At 71.8% G+C, this 14,490-nt stretch carries 16 protein-coding genes; 5 read left to right on the top strand and 11 right to left on the bottom strand.

What is annotated here, in order from left to right:
• The first annotated feature begins 93 nt into the window (after positions 1–93).
• Complete coding sequence (gene nadA / locus ACQPZP_RS15335; RefSeq protein WP_433478282.1) at positions 94–1,248, top strand: quinolinate synthase NadA; 1,155 nt, start codon at positions 94–96, stop codon at positions 1,246–1,248.
• A gap of 29 nt (positions 1,249–1,277) precedes the next feature.
• Here nadA and pspAB read toward each other — a convergent pair whose 3' ends face one another.
• The 4 genes from pspAB to ACQPZP_RS15315 form a co-directional block, all read right to left on the bottom strand.
• Complete coding sequence (gene pspAB / locus ACQPZP_RS15330) at positions 1,278–1,847, bottom strand: PspA-associated protein PspAB (RefSeq protein ID WP_433478281.1); 570 nt, start codon at positions 1,845–1,847, stop codon at positions 1,278–1,280.
• 3 nt (positions 1,848–1,850) lie between these two features.
• Complete coding sequence (gene htpX, locus ACQPZP_RS15325) at positions 1,851–2,768, bottom strand: zinc metalloprotease HtpX (protein ID WP_433468428.1); 918 nt, start codon at positions 2,766–2,768, stop codon at positions 1,851–1,853.
• Positions 2,769–2,866: 98 nt separating this feature from the next.
• A complete protein-coding gene (gene pspAA, locus ACQPZP_RS15320) occupies positions 2,867–3,145 on the bottom strand; it encodes a PspA-associated protein PspAA (protein ID WP_433468427.1) in 279 nt (92 codons plus the stop codon).
• The gene (locus tag ACQPZP_RS15315; protein WP_433478280.1) at positions 3,142–3,945 is read right to left on the bottom strand and encodes a PspA/IM30 family protein; all 804 of its coding nucleotides are present in this window, start codon (positions 3,943–3,945) and stop codon (positions 3,142–3,144) included. Before ACQPZP_RS15315 ends, pspAA begins: the two co-directional genes overlap by 4 nt.
• A 132-nt stretch (positions 3,946–4,077) precedes the next feature.
• Here ACQPZP_RS15315 and ACQPZP_RS15310 point away from each other — a divergent pair, with 132 nt between their 5' ends.
• Positions 4,078–4,653, top strand: a complete 576-nt coding sequence (locus ACQPZP_RS15310) for a DUF3043 domain-containing protein (RefSeq protein WP_433478279.1) — start codon at positions 4,078–4,080, stop codon at positions 4,651–4,653.
• A 60-nt stretch (positions 4,654–4,713) separates the two neighbouring features.
• Positions 4,714–5,715 carry an aldo/keto reductase family protein gene (locus ACQPZP_RS15305; protein ID WP_433478278.1) on the top strand — a complete coding sequence of 334 codons (1,002 nt, stop codon included), beginning with the start codon at positions 4,714–4,716 and terminating at the stop codon, positions 5,713–5,715.
• Between the two features lie 70 nt (positions 5,716–5,785).
• Here the strand turns inward: ACQPZP_RS15305 and ACQPZP_RS15300 are convergent, their stop codons facing one another.
• Both ACQPZP_RS15300 and ACQPZP_RS15295 read right to left on the bottom strand, forming a co-directional pair.
• The gene (locus ACQPZP_RS15300; protein WP_433468423.1) at positions 5,786–5,983 is read right to left on the bottom strand and encodes a hypothetical protein; all 198 of its coding nucleotides are present in this window, start codon (positions 5,981–5,983) and stop codon (positions 5,786–5,788) included.
• Positions 5,984–6,028: 45 nt separating this feature from the next.
• On the bottom strand, positions 6,029–6,919 hold the full coding sequence (locus ACQPZP_RS15295; RefSeq protein ID WP_433478277.1) for a DsbA family protein: 891 nt from the start codon (positions 6,917–6,919) through the stop codon (positions 6,029–6,031).
• Positions 6,920–6,986: 67 nt separating this feature from the next.
• On the opposite strand from ACQPZP_RS15295, the gene ACQPZP_RS15290 reads away from it, so the two are divergent.
• Positions 6,987–7,931, top strand: a complete 945-nt coding sequence (locus ACQPZP_RS15290; RefSeq protein ID WP_433478276.1) for a bifunctional adenosylcobinamide kinase/adenosylcobinamide-phosphate guanylyltransferase — start codon at positions 6,987–6,989, stop codon at positions 7,929–7,931.
• Positions 7,928–8,686 (top strand): adenosylcobinamide-GDP ribazoletransferase, encoded by a 759-nt coding sequence (locus ACQPZP_RS15285; protein WP_433478275.1) that lies wholly within the window; start codon positions 7,928–7,930, stop codon positions 8,684–8,686. The genes ACQPZP_RS15290 and ACQPZP_RS15285 overlap by 4 nt, the downstream gene beginning before the upstream one ends.
• Here ACQPZP_RS15285 and ACQPZP_RS15280 read toward each other — a convergent pair.
• From ACQPZP_RS15280 to ACQPZP_RS15260, 5 genes are read right to left on the bottom strand one after another with little or no spacing between them, the layout of a single operon-like run.
• A complete protein-coding gene (locus ACQPZP_RS15280) occupies positions 8,670–11,360 on the bottom strand; it encodes a fumarate reductase/succinate dehydrogenase flavoprotein subunit (protein ID WP_433478274.1) in 2,691 nt (896 codons plus the stop codon). The two genes, ACQPZP_RS15285 and ACQPZP_RS15280, sit on opposite strands and share 17 nt — an antisense overlap.
• Positions 11,360–12,070: an ABC transporter ATP-binding protein gene (locus ACQPZP_RS15275; protein ID WP_433478273.1), complete on the bottom strand. Its 711-nt coding sequence runs from the start codon at positions 12,068–12,070 to the stop codon at positions 11,360–11,362. Before ACQPZP_RS15275 ends, ACQPZP_RS15280 begins: the two co-directional genes overlap by 1 nt.
• Positions 12,067–12,843: an ABC transporter permease gene (locus tag ACQPZP_RS15270; protein ID WP_433478272.1), complete on the bottom strand. Its 777-nt coding sequence runs from the start codon at positions 12,841–12,843 to the stop codon at positions 12,067–12,069. The genes ACQPZP_RS15275 and ACQPZP_RS15270 overlap by 4 nt, the downstream gene beginning before the upstream one ends.
• Positions 12,840–14,240 carry an ABC transporter substrate-binding protein gene (locus ACQPZP_RS15265; RefSeq protein ID WP_433478271.1) on the bottom strand — a complete coding sequence of 467 codons (1,401 nt, stop codon included), beginning with the start codon at positions 14,238–14,240 and terminating at the stop codon, positions 12,840–12,842. Before ACQPZP_RS15265 ends, ACQPZP_RS15270 begins: the two co-directional genes overlap by 4 nt.
• A gap of 22 nt (positions 14,241–14,262) precedes the next feature.
• Positions 14,263–14,490: a 4Fe-4S dicluster domain-containing protein gene (locus ACQPZP_RS15260; protein ID WP_433468415.1), complete on the bottom strand. Its 228-nt coding sequence runs from the start codon at positions 14,488–14,490 to the stop codon at positions 14,263–14,265.

Genomic DNA, 14,490 nt, shown 5'->3' with positions numbered 1-14,490 from the left:
TGCGGTCTACGTCACATCACCAATCCCGCCCGGGATGTGCCATCATTAGTCGTCAAAGCGACGATAAGCCCCGTCGTGGAGGGAGAGACCGCCGTGACCACCCCGGTAAGCGACCTTCCGCTGCTGCTGCTCGGCAGCGGCGCCGACCCCGCGAGCGAACGCGGCGTGGACTGCCCCGGCGAACTGCCGCCGGCCTCCGACCCGGCGCTGGTCGAGCGCGCCCAGGCCGCCAAGGAGTCCCTCGGCGACCAGGTGTTCGTCCTCGGCCACCACTACCAGCGGGACGAGGTCATCCGGTTCGCGGACGTCACCGGCGACTCGTTCAAGCTGGCCCAGCAGGCGGCCGCCCGCCCGGAGGCGCCCTACATCGTGTTCTGCGGCGTCCACTTCATGGCGGAGTCGGCCGACATCCTGACCGCCGCGCACCAGCGGGTGATCCTGCCCGACCTCGGCGCCGGCTGCTCGATGGCCGACATGGCGACCTTCGACCAGGTCGAGGAGTGCTGGGACGTCCTTGAGGACGCAGGCATCGCCGATGACGTCGTCCCCGTCACCTACATGAACTCCTCGGCCGACATCAAGGGGTTCGTCGGGCGGCACGGCGGCGTGGTCTGCACCTCGTCCAACGCCAGGCGCGCGCTCGACTGGGCCTACGGCAAGGGCAAGAAGGTCCTGTTCCTGCCCGACCAGCACCTCGGCCGCAACACCGCCGTCCTGGAGATGGGCCTCTCACTGGACGACTGCGTCGTCTACAGCCCGCATCGCCGCGAAGGCGGCCTCACCCCGCGGCAGTTGCGGGACGCCAAGATGATCCTCTGGCGCGGCCACTGCTCGGTGCACGGCCGCTTCAGCAAGGAGTCGGTGGACGACGTCCGGGCCCGCGTTCCCGGCGTGAACGTCCTGGTGCACCCCGAGTGCCGGCACGAGGTCGTCACGGCCGCCGACCAGATCGGCTCGACCGAGTACATCATCAAGGCCATCGAGGCGGCGGCGCCGGGTACGTCCTGGGCGGTCGGGACCGAACTGAACCTCGTCCGGCGGCTGGCGAACGCCCACCCGGACAAGAACGTCATGTTCCTCGACAAGACCGTCTGCTACTGCTCGACGATGAACCGGATCGACCTGCCGCACCTGGTGCTGTCGCTGGAGTCGCTGGCTGCCGGCACCGTGGAGAACGTCATCGAGGTGGACGAGGAGACCGCTCACTACGCCCGCGTGGCCCTCGACCAGATGCTCGCCCTCCCGTAACCGCGGCCCGTGCCGCGGAGGAGCGGGCCTCAGAGGCCGGGGGCGCCCCAGACGGGGAACCACCGGCCGAGGTCCTCCTCGAACGGGAGGTCGGCGCCGATCGCGCCGCGCACCTGGAGCTCCAGCGCGTTGTCGCGTTTGTCTCCGGGGAGCGGCGCGAACGGGTAGAACGTGCCGCGCTTGTACAGGTAGACGAGCGCGAGCCGGCGCCCGTCCGGCCCCTGGAAGCCCGCCAGCGAGCACAGCAGGTGCGGGCCGAACCCGCCCGCCTCCAGCGTCGCGTTCACCGCGTGCAGGTCGGTGACGAGCTCCGGCATCTCCTGCGGCGGATGCTTGGCGAGCAGCCAGGTGTAGCCGTAGGTGTCGGTGCTGATCTCGACCTTGGGGCCGGCGTCGGCGTCGAGCAGCTCCCGGACGTCGGCCTGCAGCCGCGCGAACGCCCCGCCCTCGGCCGCGCGGAAGCACACCGAGCCGAGCCCGGTCGGGGTGAAGCCGGTCGCCGCCTCCAGCGTGACGGCGGCCGTCGACAGCCCGAAGATCTGGTCGAGGTCGGGCCTGGCCGGCTTGGAGCGGCCGAGGAGGGTGTCCAGGAAACCCACGGATCAGACTCCCCTGCTGAGCTGTTCGGAGATCTTCGAGAGCTGGGCGAGGCGCCTGTCGAGGGTCGGGTGGGTGGAGAACAGCGACGAGACGCTGAAGCCCTTGCCGAACGCCGGGGTGAAGAAGAACGCGTTGAACGCCTGGGCGGACCGCAGGTCGTTCGTCGGGATCCGCGCGATCTCGCCGGTGACCTTCGTCAGCGCGCTGGCGAGGGCGGACGGGCGGCCGGTGAGCAGCGCGGCGGCCCGGTCGGCCGACAGCTCGCGGTAGCGCGACAGCGCCCGGGTGAGCAGGAAGCTGACCGCGTAGGCGAGCGCGCTCGCCGCCACGACGGCGAGCAGGATCAGCCCCGTGTTCTGGTCGTTGCTGCGGCGCCCGAACCCGCCCCACAGCCCCCACTGGAGGCCGAACCGGGTGATCAGGCCCGCGCAGATGCCGAGGAACGAGGCGATCGTCATGACCGCGACGTCCTTGTGCGCGACGTGCGCCATCTCGTGCGCGAGCACGCCCTCCAGTTCGACCGGGTCGAGCCGGCGCAGCAGCCCGGTCGTCACGCAGACCACGGCCTTCTTCTGGTTCCGGCCGGTGGCGAACGCGTTCGGCACGTCGGTGTCGGCGATCGCGACCCGCGGCTTCGGGGCGTCCGACATCGCGCAGATGCGGTCGATGACGCCGTGCAGCTCAGGCGCCTCCTCCGGGGAGACGACGCGGCCGTGCATGGCGAACAGCGTCATCCGGTCGGAGAAGAAGTACTGGGCGAGGAGGAACACCACGGCGATGGCCAGCGCGACGCCGGCCCACTGGGGCACGAAGACGAAGAAGGCCCCCACGAAGACGACGTAGACCAGCCCCAGCAGGAACATCGTCACGAGCATCCGCGATGTGAGCCCCCGGTCGGAGGCGTAGCGCGTCCTGGCCATGCGGCCACCCCCAGTCATTCCAGATTCAATTGTGGAAACGCACGAGACCCGGGTTTTGTGCCTGGATGTCCATAACACCCCCGTCCGATCCCGGCCGGTCAGTCCGGGATCAGCCCCTCGTCGCCGAGCATCGAGCGCACCTCGTCGATGTGCGCGTCGGCCGGCGGCAGGATGAGCTCGGACGGCTCCAGGCTGTCGGCCGGAAGCGGCTTGCCCACCTTGCGGACGTTGTCCAGCAGCGCGTGCAGGGCCGCGCGGAAGGCCGTCTCGTCGCCCGACTCGATCGCCGACTCCAGTTCGGCGTCGAGGGTGTTGAGGGAGGACAGGTCGTCGTCGGCCACGTCCAGCTGGCCCTCGCCCATCAGGCGGACGATCACTGGGCACCCCCGGGGTTCTGCGGCCACGGGGCCTGCTGCGGGGTGTCCTGCTGCTGCGGCTGCGCGGTCGGCGTGCCCTGGTTCAGCTCCTTCGGGGCGGGGCCCTGGCCGAGTTCGGCCTTGAGGCGCTCCAGCTCCATGTCGACGCCGGGACCGGACCCCATCCGGTCGAGCTCGGCCTGGATGTCGTCCTTGGGACCGGAGAAGTCCTCCAGGGCGCCGGAGGCCAGCAGCTCGTCGATCGCGCCGGCGCGGGCCTTCATCGTGTCGGTCTTCTCCTCGGCGCGCTGGATCGCGAGACCGACGTCGCCCATCTCCTCGGAGATGCCGGAGAAAGCCTCGTTGATCTTCGTCTGCGCCTCGGCGGCGGTGTAGGTCGCCTTGATCGTCTCCTTGCGGGTGCGGAAGGAGTCGACCTTGGCCTGCAGCCGCTGGGAGGCGAGCGTGAGCTTCTCCTCCTCGCCCTGCAGCTGCTGGTACTGCCCGCGCAGGTCGTTGAGCTGGCTCTCCAGCCCGGACCGGCGGGTCAGCGCCTCGCGGGCCAGGTCCTCGCGACCCACCTGCAACGCCTTCTTGCCCTGGTCGGTCAGCTTGTTCTGCTGCTGTTCGAGCTGGTTGATCTGGAGCTCGAGACGCTTGCGCGAGGTGGCGACGTCGGCGACCCCCCGACGGACCTTCTGCAGCATCTCCAGCTGACGCTGGTAGGAGTAATCGAGGGTCTCCCGAGGATCTTCCATCCGGTCCAGAGCCTTGTTCGCCTTGGACTTGAAGATCATCGACATTCGCTTCATCACGCTCATCGCGCGGCGCCGGTCCCTTCGTGCTGTCGCCTCAGTTGTGAACTGGGCTCAATGACCACTGCTGGGGTTCTTATCACCCTACGCGTTAACGCGCGAGGCAGCCACGATGTTCGCAGCCGGTAGGCTGATCCCGTGTTCAAGCGTCGTACCCCGGAGGCTCCGGCGGATCCTCCTCAGGTAGTAAAGCCCGGAGGCAAGGGCCGTCCCACCCCGAAGCGGCGGGACGCCGAGAAGCTTCGCCGCCAGCCGATCACCGCACCCGCCTCCCGCAAGGAGGCGTACAAGAAGGTGCGGGAGCGGCAGGCCACCGAGCGCGGCAAGGCGCGCGAGGGAATGGCGAAGGGCGACGAGAAACACCTGCTCAAACGGGACAAGGGCCCCGTCCGCAGGCTCGCCCGCAATTATGTGGACGCCCGCCGCACGGTCGGCTCCTATCTGATGTACGCGATGTTCGCGATCGTGCTGCTGAGCATGCTGCCGATTCCGGCCGCGCGGCTGCTGGTGCTGTTCGCGCCGCCGCTGCTGCTCGTCGTGGTGTTCGCGGAGGGGTTCCTGCTCAGCCGCGGCATCAGGCGGCTGGCGGAGGAGCGCTATCCCGGCGAAGACTCCAAGGGCGTCGGGATGTACGCGGCGATGCGCGCGATGCAGATCCGCCGGCTGCGGATCCCGAACCCGCAGGTGCGGGTGGGCGAGAAGGAGAAGGTCTGACCCGGGGGCGGTGACGCCGGCCGTGCCGCGTCCGATCAGGCGCGGGCTAGGGTCGGTGCCATGGAGTTCCGAAACCTGGGCCGGAGCGGCCTGAAGATCAGCGAGATCGCGTACGGCAACTGGCTCACCCACGGCTCCCAGGTCGAGGAGGACGCGGCGCGCGCGTGCGTGCGGGCCGCCCTCGACGAGGGGATCACCACCTTTGACACCGCGGACGTCTATGCCGGCACGCGCGCCGAGGAGGTCCTCGGGCGCGCGCTGGAGGGGCAGCGCCGCGAAGGGCTGGAGATCTTCACCAAGGTCTACTGGCCCACCGGCCCCGGCGTGAACGACCGGGGTCTTTCCCGCAAGCACATCTTCCAGTCGATCCACGGCTCCCTGCGCCGCCTCGGCACCGACTACGTGGACCTCTACCAGGCCCACCGGTTCGACTACGAGACGCCGCTGGAAGAGACCATGCGGGCGTTCGACGACCTCGTCCGGCAGGGCAAGGTCCTGTACGTGGGCGTCTCGGAGTGGCGGGCCGAGGAGATCGAGCGCGCTCTCAAGATCGCCGACGAGATGGGCTTCGACCGGATCGTCTCCAGCCAGCCGCAGTACTCGATGCTGTGGCGGGTCATCGAGGAGGAGGTCGTGCCGCTGTGCGAGCGTGAGGGCGTCGGGCAGATCGTCTGGTCCCCGATCGCGCAGGGCGTCCTGACCGGCAAGTACAAGCCGGGCCGGCCGTTGCCCGAGGGTTCGCGCGCCACCGACGACAAGGGCGGCGCCGACATGATCAAGCGCTACCTGAACGACGACCTGCTGACCCGCGTGCAGAACCTGCGGCCGATCGCGGACGATCTCGGGCTGTCGATGGCGCAGCTCGCGATCGCGTGGACGCTGCAGAACCCGAACGTGTCGGCGGCGATCGTGGGCGCCTCCCGTCCCGAGCAGGTCACCGACAACGTGAAGGCGGCCGGGGTGAAGCTGGACGCCGACGTGCTGAAGCGGATCGACGACATCCTCGGCGAGGTCGTCATCCGCGACCCGGCCAAGACCGCGAGCCCGCGCCGGCGGCCCTGACTCCTGATCCCGGCGAAAGGGCCGCGGGGCACGAAGCCCCGCGGCCCTTCCGTTCGTTCGGGCGGGCGAATCACTCCGGGTCGTGCAGGCTCATCCCGTACACGACGCTCTCGCCGTCCAGCAGCGTCACCTTGTCGACCTCGTCGGCGCGCAGGCCGCGCCAGTTCTCCCCCAGCCAGCTCTCCGCGTCCGCCTGGGTGGAGAAGGTCTCCTCCGACATGCCGACCATGCTCCCGTCGGCCTTCTCCAAACGCCAGCTCCACGCCATCCGCTCGACCTCCCTCGTCGCGGTGAGACTAGCGGCTCGGCCGGGTCAAGAGGCGGCTTCGATGGCACGGCGCAGCGCGTCGGCGGTCTCGGTGTCGGACGTGCTGAGCGCGCGCCCGTTGACCCGCACGCTGGGCGTGCCCTGGACCCCGGACGATATGTAGCCCTGGCTCACGGTCTTCACGCTCTCGGCGTAGCGCTGGCTCTCCACGCAGGACTTGAAGTCGTCGCTGGTCAGCCCCAGGGGTTCCGCCAAGGAGACCAGCTGGCTCGTGGTGTAGCCCGTGGAGCCCTCGCTCGCGGGCTGATGGGCGTAGAGGGCGTCCTGGTAGGAGAGCCAGTGCGCGCCGTCGCCGACGCAGCGCAGGGCGGCCGCGGCGCGCAGCGAGTTGTCGTGCGCCGGCTGGTTGCTCTCACCGAAGATCAGCATCGGGTGGAACACGACCTTGGCGCGCCCCTCGACCGCCAGCTGCTTCAGCATGGGGTCGTGCCTGGTGTCGAACCGGCCGCAGGGCGGGCAGGCGAAGTCCTCGTAGATGTCGACGACGGGCGTGGTGACGCCCGGCCGTGCCATGGCGAGGCTTCCGTCCTCGAGCGGCGTGGCCTCCGCGCCACCGGCGATCTTGCCGACCTTCAGCTGGGCCTCGCCGCCGCCCTCGTCGTCGCCGCTCTGAACGACCAGCACGATGACCGCGGCCACGATGAGCACCAGCACGAGGCCGCCGCCGAGCAACGCGATCAGCAGGCCGCCGCCGCCCTTGCGTCCGGGCGGCGGCATCCCGGGCCCGCCGGGGAGCGGCGGGCCGGGCTGCCAGCCGGGGCCTCCGGGCGTTCCGGGCCCGGGTCCGCCCGGTGGGACGGGCGGCGGTCCGTAGGGCGGCTGCTGCCCTCCTTGGCCCGGCTGCTGGGGCCATGGTGCGTGCGGGGGGTTGCCCACCGGGACTCCTCCTGACGGGTACGTCGTGATCCTTCCAGGTGAGCGTAGCCGTAGAGTGCCGCCCAAGATGAACATGGAGGTTCGCGGCATCGCCGCCGCACAGGGCTGGCCGGCGCCGGGTTGCCGCTGCGCGTCGTGCAACCGGCTGCGCGCCTCGGGCGAGCGGTACGAGCCGTTCGGCGTCGTGGTCGACGGTGTGCCGCTCGCGGATCTGCCGCGCACGGATGTGCCCGGCGGATTCGAGGTGCGCGTGGGCGGCGGAGGACGTGCGCTGGTGGCGTCGGGCCGGGGCGCCAGGCCGGAGCCGCCGGCCGGCGTGGAGTACGAAGCCGTCCTCCTCGACCTGGCGGGCTCCCCGGAACATCTGGGATACCTGCGCCACATCGGGGCGGTGACACCGGACACGGAGGTCTTCGCCGTGCATGTCGACCATCGCCTGTCTTCGCCGTCCGAGTTGGAGCGGCGCCTGGCCTTCTGGGACCGTCCCCAGGACGGCCCGTTCCGGACGTTGCTCCTCGGCGGAAGCCGTTCGGGCAAGTCGGCCGAGGCCGAACTGCGTCTGGCGGCATGCTCGGACGTCCTCTACGTGGCGACGGGCCCGGTCCGGGAAGACGACCCGGAGTGGACGGAGCGCGTCGCCGCGCACCGGCTTCGCCGTCCGGCGTGGTGGCGGACCGTCGAGACGACCGACCTCGCAGGCGTGCTCGGATCCGCGACCGGCCCCGTTCTGGTGGACGGCATCGGCACCTGGCTCATGGCCGCCATGGACGAAGCCGATGCCTGGGAAGAGCCGCTGCGGGCGGGACCGCTCCTGGACGACCTGGTGGCCGCCTGGCGCGGCACACGGGCGCGGGTGGTGGCGGTGAGCGACGAGGTCGGGCTGTCGCTGGTGCCGACGACGGCGTCCGGGCGGGCGTTCCGCGACATGCTCGGCCAGGTCAACCAGCGGCTGGCGGCCGAGTCCGAGGAGGCGGCGCTGGTCGTGGCCGGACGCGTCATGGAACTCCCGTGATCGCCGGTCTGCGGCTGGCGGTCACGCTGCTCACCGTCGTCCCGCTGGGCACGGACCGGGTCGACCGGGGCACCGCGCGCTCGGCCATGCTGCTCGCCCCGTCCGCCGGCCTGATCACGGGCGGCGCCGCGGCCCTGGTCCTGCTGGCGGGCGATCCGCTCGGCCTGTCCGGGCCGCTCGCCGCGGCGCTCGCGGTGGCCGCGACGGCGGCGGTCACGCGGGCCCTGCACCTGGACGGCCTCGCCGACCTCGCGGACGGCCTGGGCAGCGGGCGCCCGGCGGACGAGGCGCTGGCGATCATGAAGCGGTCCGACATCGGCCCGTTCGGCGTCGTCACCCTGCTGCTGACCCTGCTCGTCCAGGTCACCGCCCTGGCCTCGGCCCCGCAGCCGGCCGTCGCCGTGCTGATCGCCTCGGTCTCCGGCCGCCTGGCTCTGCCCTGGGCGTGCCGCACCGGCGTGCCGTCCGCGCGTCCAGGCGGCCTCGGAGCGCTGGTGGCGGGTACCGTCCCGGTACGCGCGGCGCTGATCGTCACGGCCGTCGTCCTGGCCGCCGCGGCGGCGGCGGGAGCGGCCGCGGGCGGTCTCGGCGGCGCCCTGCACGGCGCGGCGGCGGTGATCGCCGGTCCGGCCGCCGCCCTCCTGCTGCTGCGGCACGCCGTCCGCCGCCTGGGCGGGGTGACCGGCGACGTGTTCGGCGCTCTGGTCGAGATCGCCACGACGGCCGCCCTGATCGCCCTCACGGCGTTGCGCTGAGGGCGCGGCGGGCGTGGGCGCGCACGTCGGCGTCCGGGTCGCTGCGCGCCCGGCTCAGGGCGTCCGCCGCCTCGGGGACGTCCCGGAAGGCGGCCAGCGAGATCACCGCGGCCTTGCGGACGTCCAGGTGCGGATCGTCCAGGGCCTTGACGAGCGGCCCGGACGCGGTGTCCGGGGACGCGGCGGCGAGACCCCGCGCGGCCCCCGTCCGGACCTGCCAGGCCGGGTCGTGCAGGGCGCCTGCGGCGGCGTCGTCGAGCGGGGGCGGGCACCCGATGCCGGCCAGGGCTTCGAGGGCGGCCGCCCTGACCAGGTCGTCCCCGTCCCCGATGAGGCCGGCCAGCGCCCCGGACACCGCCGGGTCGCCGACCGTGCCGAGGCCGTGCGCCACCGCCACCCGCACCTCGCGGGACGCGTCGCCGGCGGCGCGCGCGATCTCCTCCGCCGCGTCGTGGGCCACCAGCCCCCGGACGGCCTGGAGCCGCACCCGCTGGTCGGCGTCGCCCAGCGCGCCGGCGAAGACGGACCGCGAGCCGAGCCGGAGGGCGCGCAGGACGTCCAGGACGGCGGCCCGCACGAGGGCGTCGTCGCTGCCGAGGGCGGGCACGAGGTCGTCCCGCACACCGCCGGTCGCCGGGAGGACCTCGACCAGTTCCCGGAGCGCCGTCGCCGCGGCGTGCCGGACGGAGCCGTGCGCGTCCGCGAGCGCGGTGGCCAGGGCGCCGGCGACGCCGTCGGGCGCGACCTCGGTGAGCGTCGCGACCGCCGCGCGCCGCACCTTCGGGTCCGGGTCCGCGAGGTAGGGGGTGATCGCGCCGACGGGCGGCCCGGTCTCGGCGAGCTCCTGGAGTTCGAGGAGCCTCGGCGAGCGCCCGATCGCCATGGCGGGACGCGCGGCCGCCGCGGGACGGGCGGGCGCGGCGGCCGGTGCCGCGCCGCCCGCCGGGGTCAGCACGACCGGCTCGCCCGGCTCCGGGACGGCGAACTCCTCGACCGGCACCAGGTACGGCTGGACCGGCCGTTTGACGAACTCCATCGCCCCGTCGCCGCGCCGCCGCAGGTTGAGGTGGTACATCCAGGACGCGTCGTCGCGTTCGGGGAGGTCGGCGCGGTCGTGGTAGAGGCCCCACCGGCTCTCGGTGCGGGTCAGGGACGACCGCGCGGCCATCTCGGCGCAGTCGCGGATGAAGGTGACCTCGGCGCAGCGCATCAGCTCGTGCGGCGTCCGCGCCCCCATCGCCGCGATCTCGGTCTCCATGCGGGTGAACGTCTCGACCGCGATGTCCAGCCTGGACCGCGTCTTGGGCGGCGCGACGTAGTCGTTGACGAAACGGCGGAGCTTGTACTCGACCTGCGGCTGGGGCGGGCCGTCCGGGTGGCGGAGCGGCCGGTAGACCAGCTCGTGCGCCGCGGCGATCTGGTCCTCGGGCAGCGCGGCCGGCGCACCGGGATGGGCGGAGGCGTGGGCGCCGGCCAGGTCCCCGAAGACGAAGGCGCCGATCATGTAGTTGTGCGGGACGCAGGCCAGGTCGCCCGCCGCGTACAGGCCGGGGACGGTCGTGCGGGCGTTCTCGTCCACCCACACGCCGGACGCGGAGTGCCCGCCGCACAGCCCGATCTCGGAGATGTGCATCTCGACGTCATGGGTGCGGTAGTCGTGGCCGCGTCCCGCGTGGAAGGTGCCCCGGGTGGGGCGCTCGGTCGTGTGCAGGATGCCTTCGAGCGCCGTCAGGGTCTCGTCCGGCAGGTGGGTGAGCTTGAGGTAGATCGGGCCGCGCGCGGAGTCGATCTCCCGCTTCACCTCCGCCATCATCTGGCCCGACCAGTAGTCGCAGTCGACGAACCGCGTCCCCTCGGCGTTCACCTGGTAGCCGCCGAAGGGATTGGCGACGTAGGCGCAGGCGGGGCCGTTGTAGTCCTTGATGAGCGGGTTGATCTGGAAGCACTCGATGCCGCTGAGCTCGGCCCCCGCGCGGTAGGCCATGGCGTAGCCGTCGCCCGCGTTGGTGGGGTTCTCGTACGTCCCGTACAGGTAGCCGGACGCGGGCAGGCCCAGACGGCCGCAGGCACCGGTCGCCAGGATCACCGCACCGGCCGAGACGGTCACGAACTCCCCGCTGCGGGTGTCGAACCCCACCGCCCCTACGGCGCGTCCGCCGGAGGTGAGGACCCGCACAGGCATGACGCGGTTTTCTATCTGCACCTTCTCTCTGATGGAACGCTGCCTCAGCACGCGGTAGAGAACCTTCTTGACGTCCTTGCCCTCCGGCATGGGGAGGACGTAGGAGCCCGAACGGTGCACCCTCCGTACCGCGTACTCGCCGTGCTCGTCCTTCTCGAACTTCACGCCGTAGCGTTCGAGACGCTTCACCATGGCGAAGCCGCGCGTGGCCGTCTGGTGGACGGTCCGCTGGTTCACGATGCCGTCGTTGGCCCGGGTGATCTCGGCGACGTAGTCCTCGGGCGTGGCCTTGCCGGGGATGACCGCGTTGTTCACGCCGTCCATGCCCATGGCCAGCGCCCCCGAGTGCCGGACGTGCGCCTTCTCCAGGAGCAGCACCGAGGACCCGTGCTCCGCGGCGGTGATGGCGGCCATCGTCCCGGCGGTGCCGCCGCCGATGACCAGCACGTCACAGCCGAGCTCGCGGCGTGCGGTGACGGAAGGGACCTCCATCAGACGACCTCCTTCGTACGGGCGCCCAGCGCCGCGAGCACCTCGTCGCGGGACGTGGGAAGGGGGAACTCGGCGGCGACCCCCGCAGGGCCGAGGACGACGACGCGGTGGCCGAGCAGCAGCGCCTCGTCCACGTCGTGCGTGACGAACACGACGGTCGCGGGCGCGTCGGCGAGCACGTCCAGGAGGAGCCGCTGCATGGAAGCGCGTGTCTGCGCGTCCAGGGCGCCGAACGGCTCGTCCATGAGGACGGCGCGGGGCCCGGCGGCGAGCGTCCGGGCGAGCTGGACGCGCTGCCGCATCCCGCCGGACAGTTCGCGCGGCAGGCGCCGGGCGGCGTCGCCCAACCCCACCCGGTCGAGCCAGCGCAGCGCGGCCGCACGGCGTTCGGCACGTGGGACGCCGCGCAACGCGAGAGCCAGCTCGACGTTGCGCCGGGCGGTGCGCCACGGCAGGAGCGCGTCGTCCTGGAACATGAGCGCCCGGTCGGCGGACGTCCCGGTGACCGGCTCCCCGTCCGCGAGAACGCGTCCGGACAGGGCGGGGAGCAGCCCTGCGAACGCGCGCAGCAGCGTGGACTTCCCGCAACCGGACGGCCCGAGGACGACGAGGATCTCCCCCGCCGCCACGTCCAGGTCGAGCCCCTCCACGACGGCTCGCCCGCCGTACCCGAGCGTCACATCGTCGGCGCGCAGCGCCAACCCGCTCATGCCCTCTCCTCCCTCGGCAGCCAGCGCGTGAGGCGGCGGCCGGCCAGCTCCACCGACGCGGAGGTGAGCCAGCCGAGCAGCCCGATGGCGGCCATCCCGACCAGCACGCCCGGATAGTCGACGATCGTGTACGCCTGCCAGGTCCGGTAGCCGACGCCGAAGTCGCCGGAGATCATCTCGGCGGAGATCACGCAGATCCACGCCACGCCCATCCCGATGGACAGGCCGCCGAACACCCCAGGCAGCACCCCCGGCAGGACGACCTGGGCCAGCACCCGCCACCGGCCCGCGCCGAGCGTGCGCACGGCGTCCTCCCAGACGACCGGCAGCGCCTTCACCGCGTGCCGCGTGCTGACCAGGACCGGGAAGAACGCCGCCGCGAACGTGATGAACACGATGCCCTGCTCGTTCGCCGGGAAGAGCAGGATCGCGACCGGGACCAGCGCGATCGCCGGGATCGGCCGGGCCACCTCGAACAGCGGCTGGAGCAGGTCGCCCGCCCACCGCGACCGGGCGGTGGCCACGCCGAGCGCGACGCCGAGCACGGCGGCCAGGACGAACCCGGTGAGAATCCGCACGAGGCTCTGCGCGACGTCCTGCCAGAACTGGCCGTGCTCGATCTGGCGGCCGAACTCGTGCACCACGTCGAGCGGGCCTGGAAACCTGTCGAACCGCACCCACAGGCGCAGGTTCGCCGCGGTCACCAGTTGCCAGACGGCCAGCGCGGCCACCAGGGACGCCAGCCGCACCGGCCAGCGAAGCAACCCGTTCATGCGCGGCGCACCGCCTCGGCGTACGGGACGACCTTCGCGCCGGAGTGGGCGGTGACGTACTTGCCGGCGCCCTCCTGGGTCGCGAACGGCTTGAACCGCTGCGCGGCCTTCGCGGACGGGTCCTCGACCCAGATCTCCTTGTCGGCGAACCATCGCGTCCCCGCCGACGTGTCGGGAATGTAGACGGCCCTGATCCGCTTGCCCTCGCCTTGGAGCGACCGGACGTTCTTCAGCAGGCAGACGGGGTCGGCGACGGGACGCGTCTTGGACTCGCCCTCCACCCACACCTCCCCGGCGGTCTCGGGATCGTCCACCTTCTTCTTGCAGACCTGGTCCGTCCCGGTGATGGCGGCGGGGTTCGCCGTGGACGCGGCCTGCCGGTCGTAGGAGGAACCGACGGCCTTCCTGATGTAGGCGTCATTGACGAACGCGTCCACCTTCAGCGGCGTCTGGATGACACCGATCGACTTCAGGAAGGGGACGTCCTGGACGAACGCGTCCCGCAGCCCCTTCTTGATGGTCGGGTCGAACGTGGCCACGCCGCCCGCGCCGTTGTAGAGGTACACGGTCTCGACGGGCAGGCCCGTGGTGGACGCGACCGACTCGGCGGCCTCCAGCGGGTGTTCGTGCAGGTAGTTCGTCGCGTCGATCTGCGCCTGAAGGAACGCCTGGAGGATCTCGGACTTCTCCTCGGCGAACTGCTTGCGGACCACCACGCCGTGGAACGTCGGCACGTTCAGGTCACCGCCGTCGTAGAGCAACCTGGCCTGGCCCTTGTTCACCAGCAGTCCCGGCCAGGCGACGAACTGCGCGAACGCCGCCGCGCTCCCCGACTGGAGCGCGGCCGCTCCGACGGTCGGCTGCTGGTTCTCGACCTTGACGTCCTTGGCCGGGTCGAGCCCGTACTTGCGCGCCGCCTGGACGAACGTCCCGTGCCCTGCCGACCCGACGCTCGTGGAGACCGTCCGGCCCTTCAGGTCACGGAGCGTCTTGGCCTTCGAGTCCGGTGCGACGACCACGCTGTTCAGCGAGCCGCGCAGGTTGTAGCCGGTCACCGAGACCCACTCCGTCTGCGCGTCCCCGCCCTGCGCCTGCGACCGGGACCCGTTGATCAGCAGCGGATAGTCGCCCATCGAACCGATGTCGATCTTCCCGGCGAGCATCTGCGCGGTGATCGGCGCGCCCGTGTCGTAGTCGCGCCAGACGACGGAGTACTTCCCGTCGAGCCGCTTGAGGCGCTTCTCGAAGTAGCCGAGCGAGCGCAGCAGGGTCCCGGCGGTCACGGTGTTGATCGTCTTCGACTGGTAGCCCACGACGATCTGGCCGGAGCCGCCGCCGCTGGAGGCGTTGCCCGCCACGGTGCAGCCGGCGAGCAGCGGTACCAGTGCGGCTGCCATCGTTCTTCTCATCGGACGTCCTTCATCGCAGGAGATACGGCATGTTCACGGTCACGGCGCCGGTGGGACAGCGGTCCGCGCAGGGGCCGCAGTACCAGCACTCGTCGACGTGCATGTACGCCTTGCCGGTCTCGGGGTGGACGGCGAGCGCGTCCAGCGGGCAGACGTCGATGCACAGCGTGCAGCCGTCGATGCAGAGGGCCTCGTCCACCGTCACGGGCACGTCGGCGCGGTTCTGCACTAGTGACAT

This window comes from Spirillospora sp. CA-142024, assembly GCF_050942325.1.
GTDB lineage: Bacteria > Actinomycetota > Actinomycetes > Streptosporangiales > Streptosporangiaceae > Spirillospora.
This window is presented reverse-complemented; position numbering and strand designations above follow the sequence as displayed.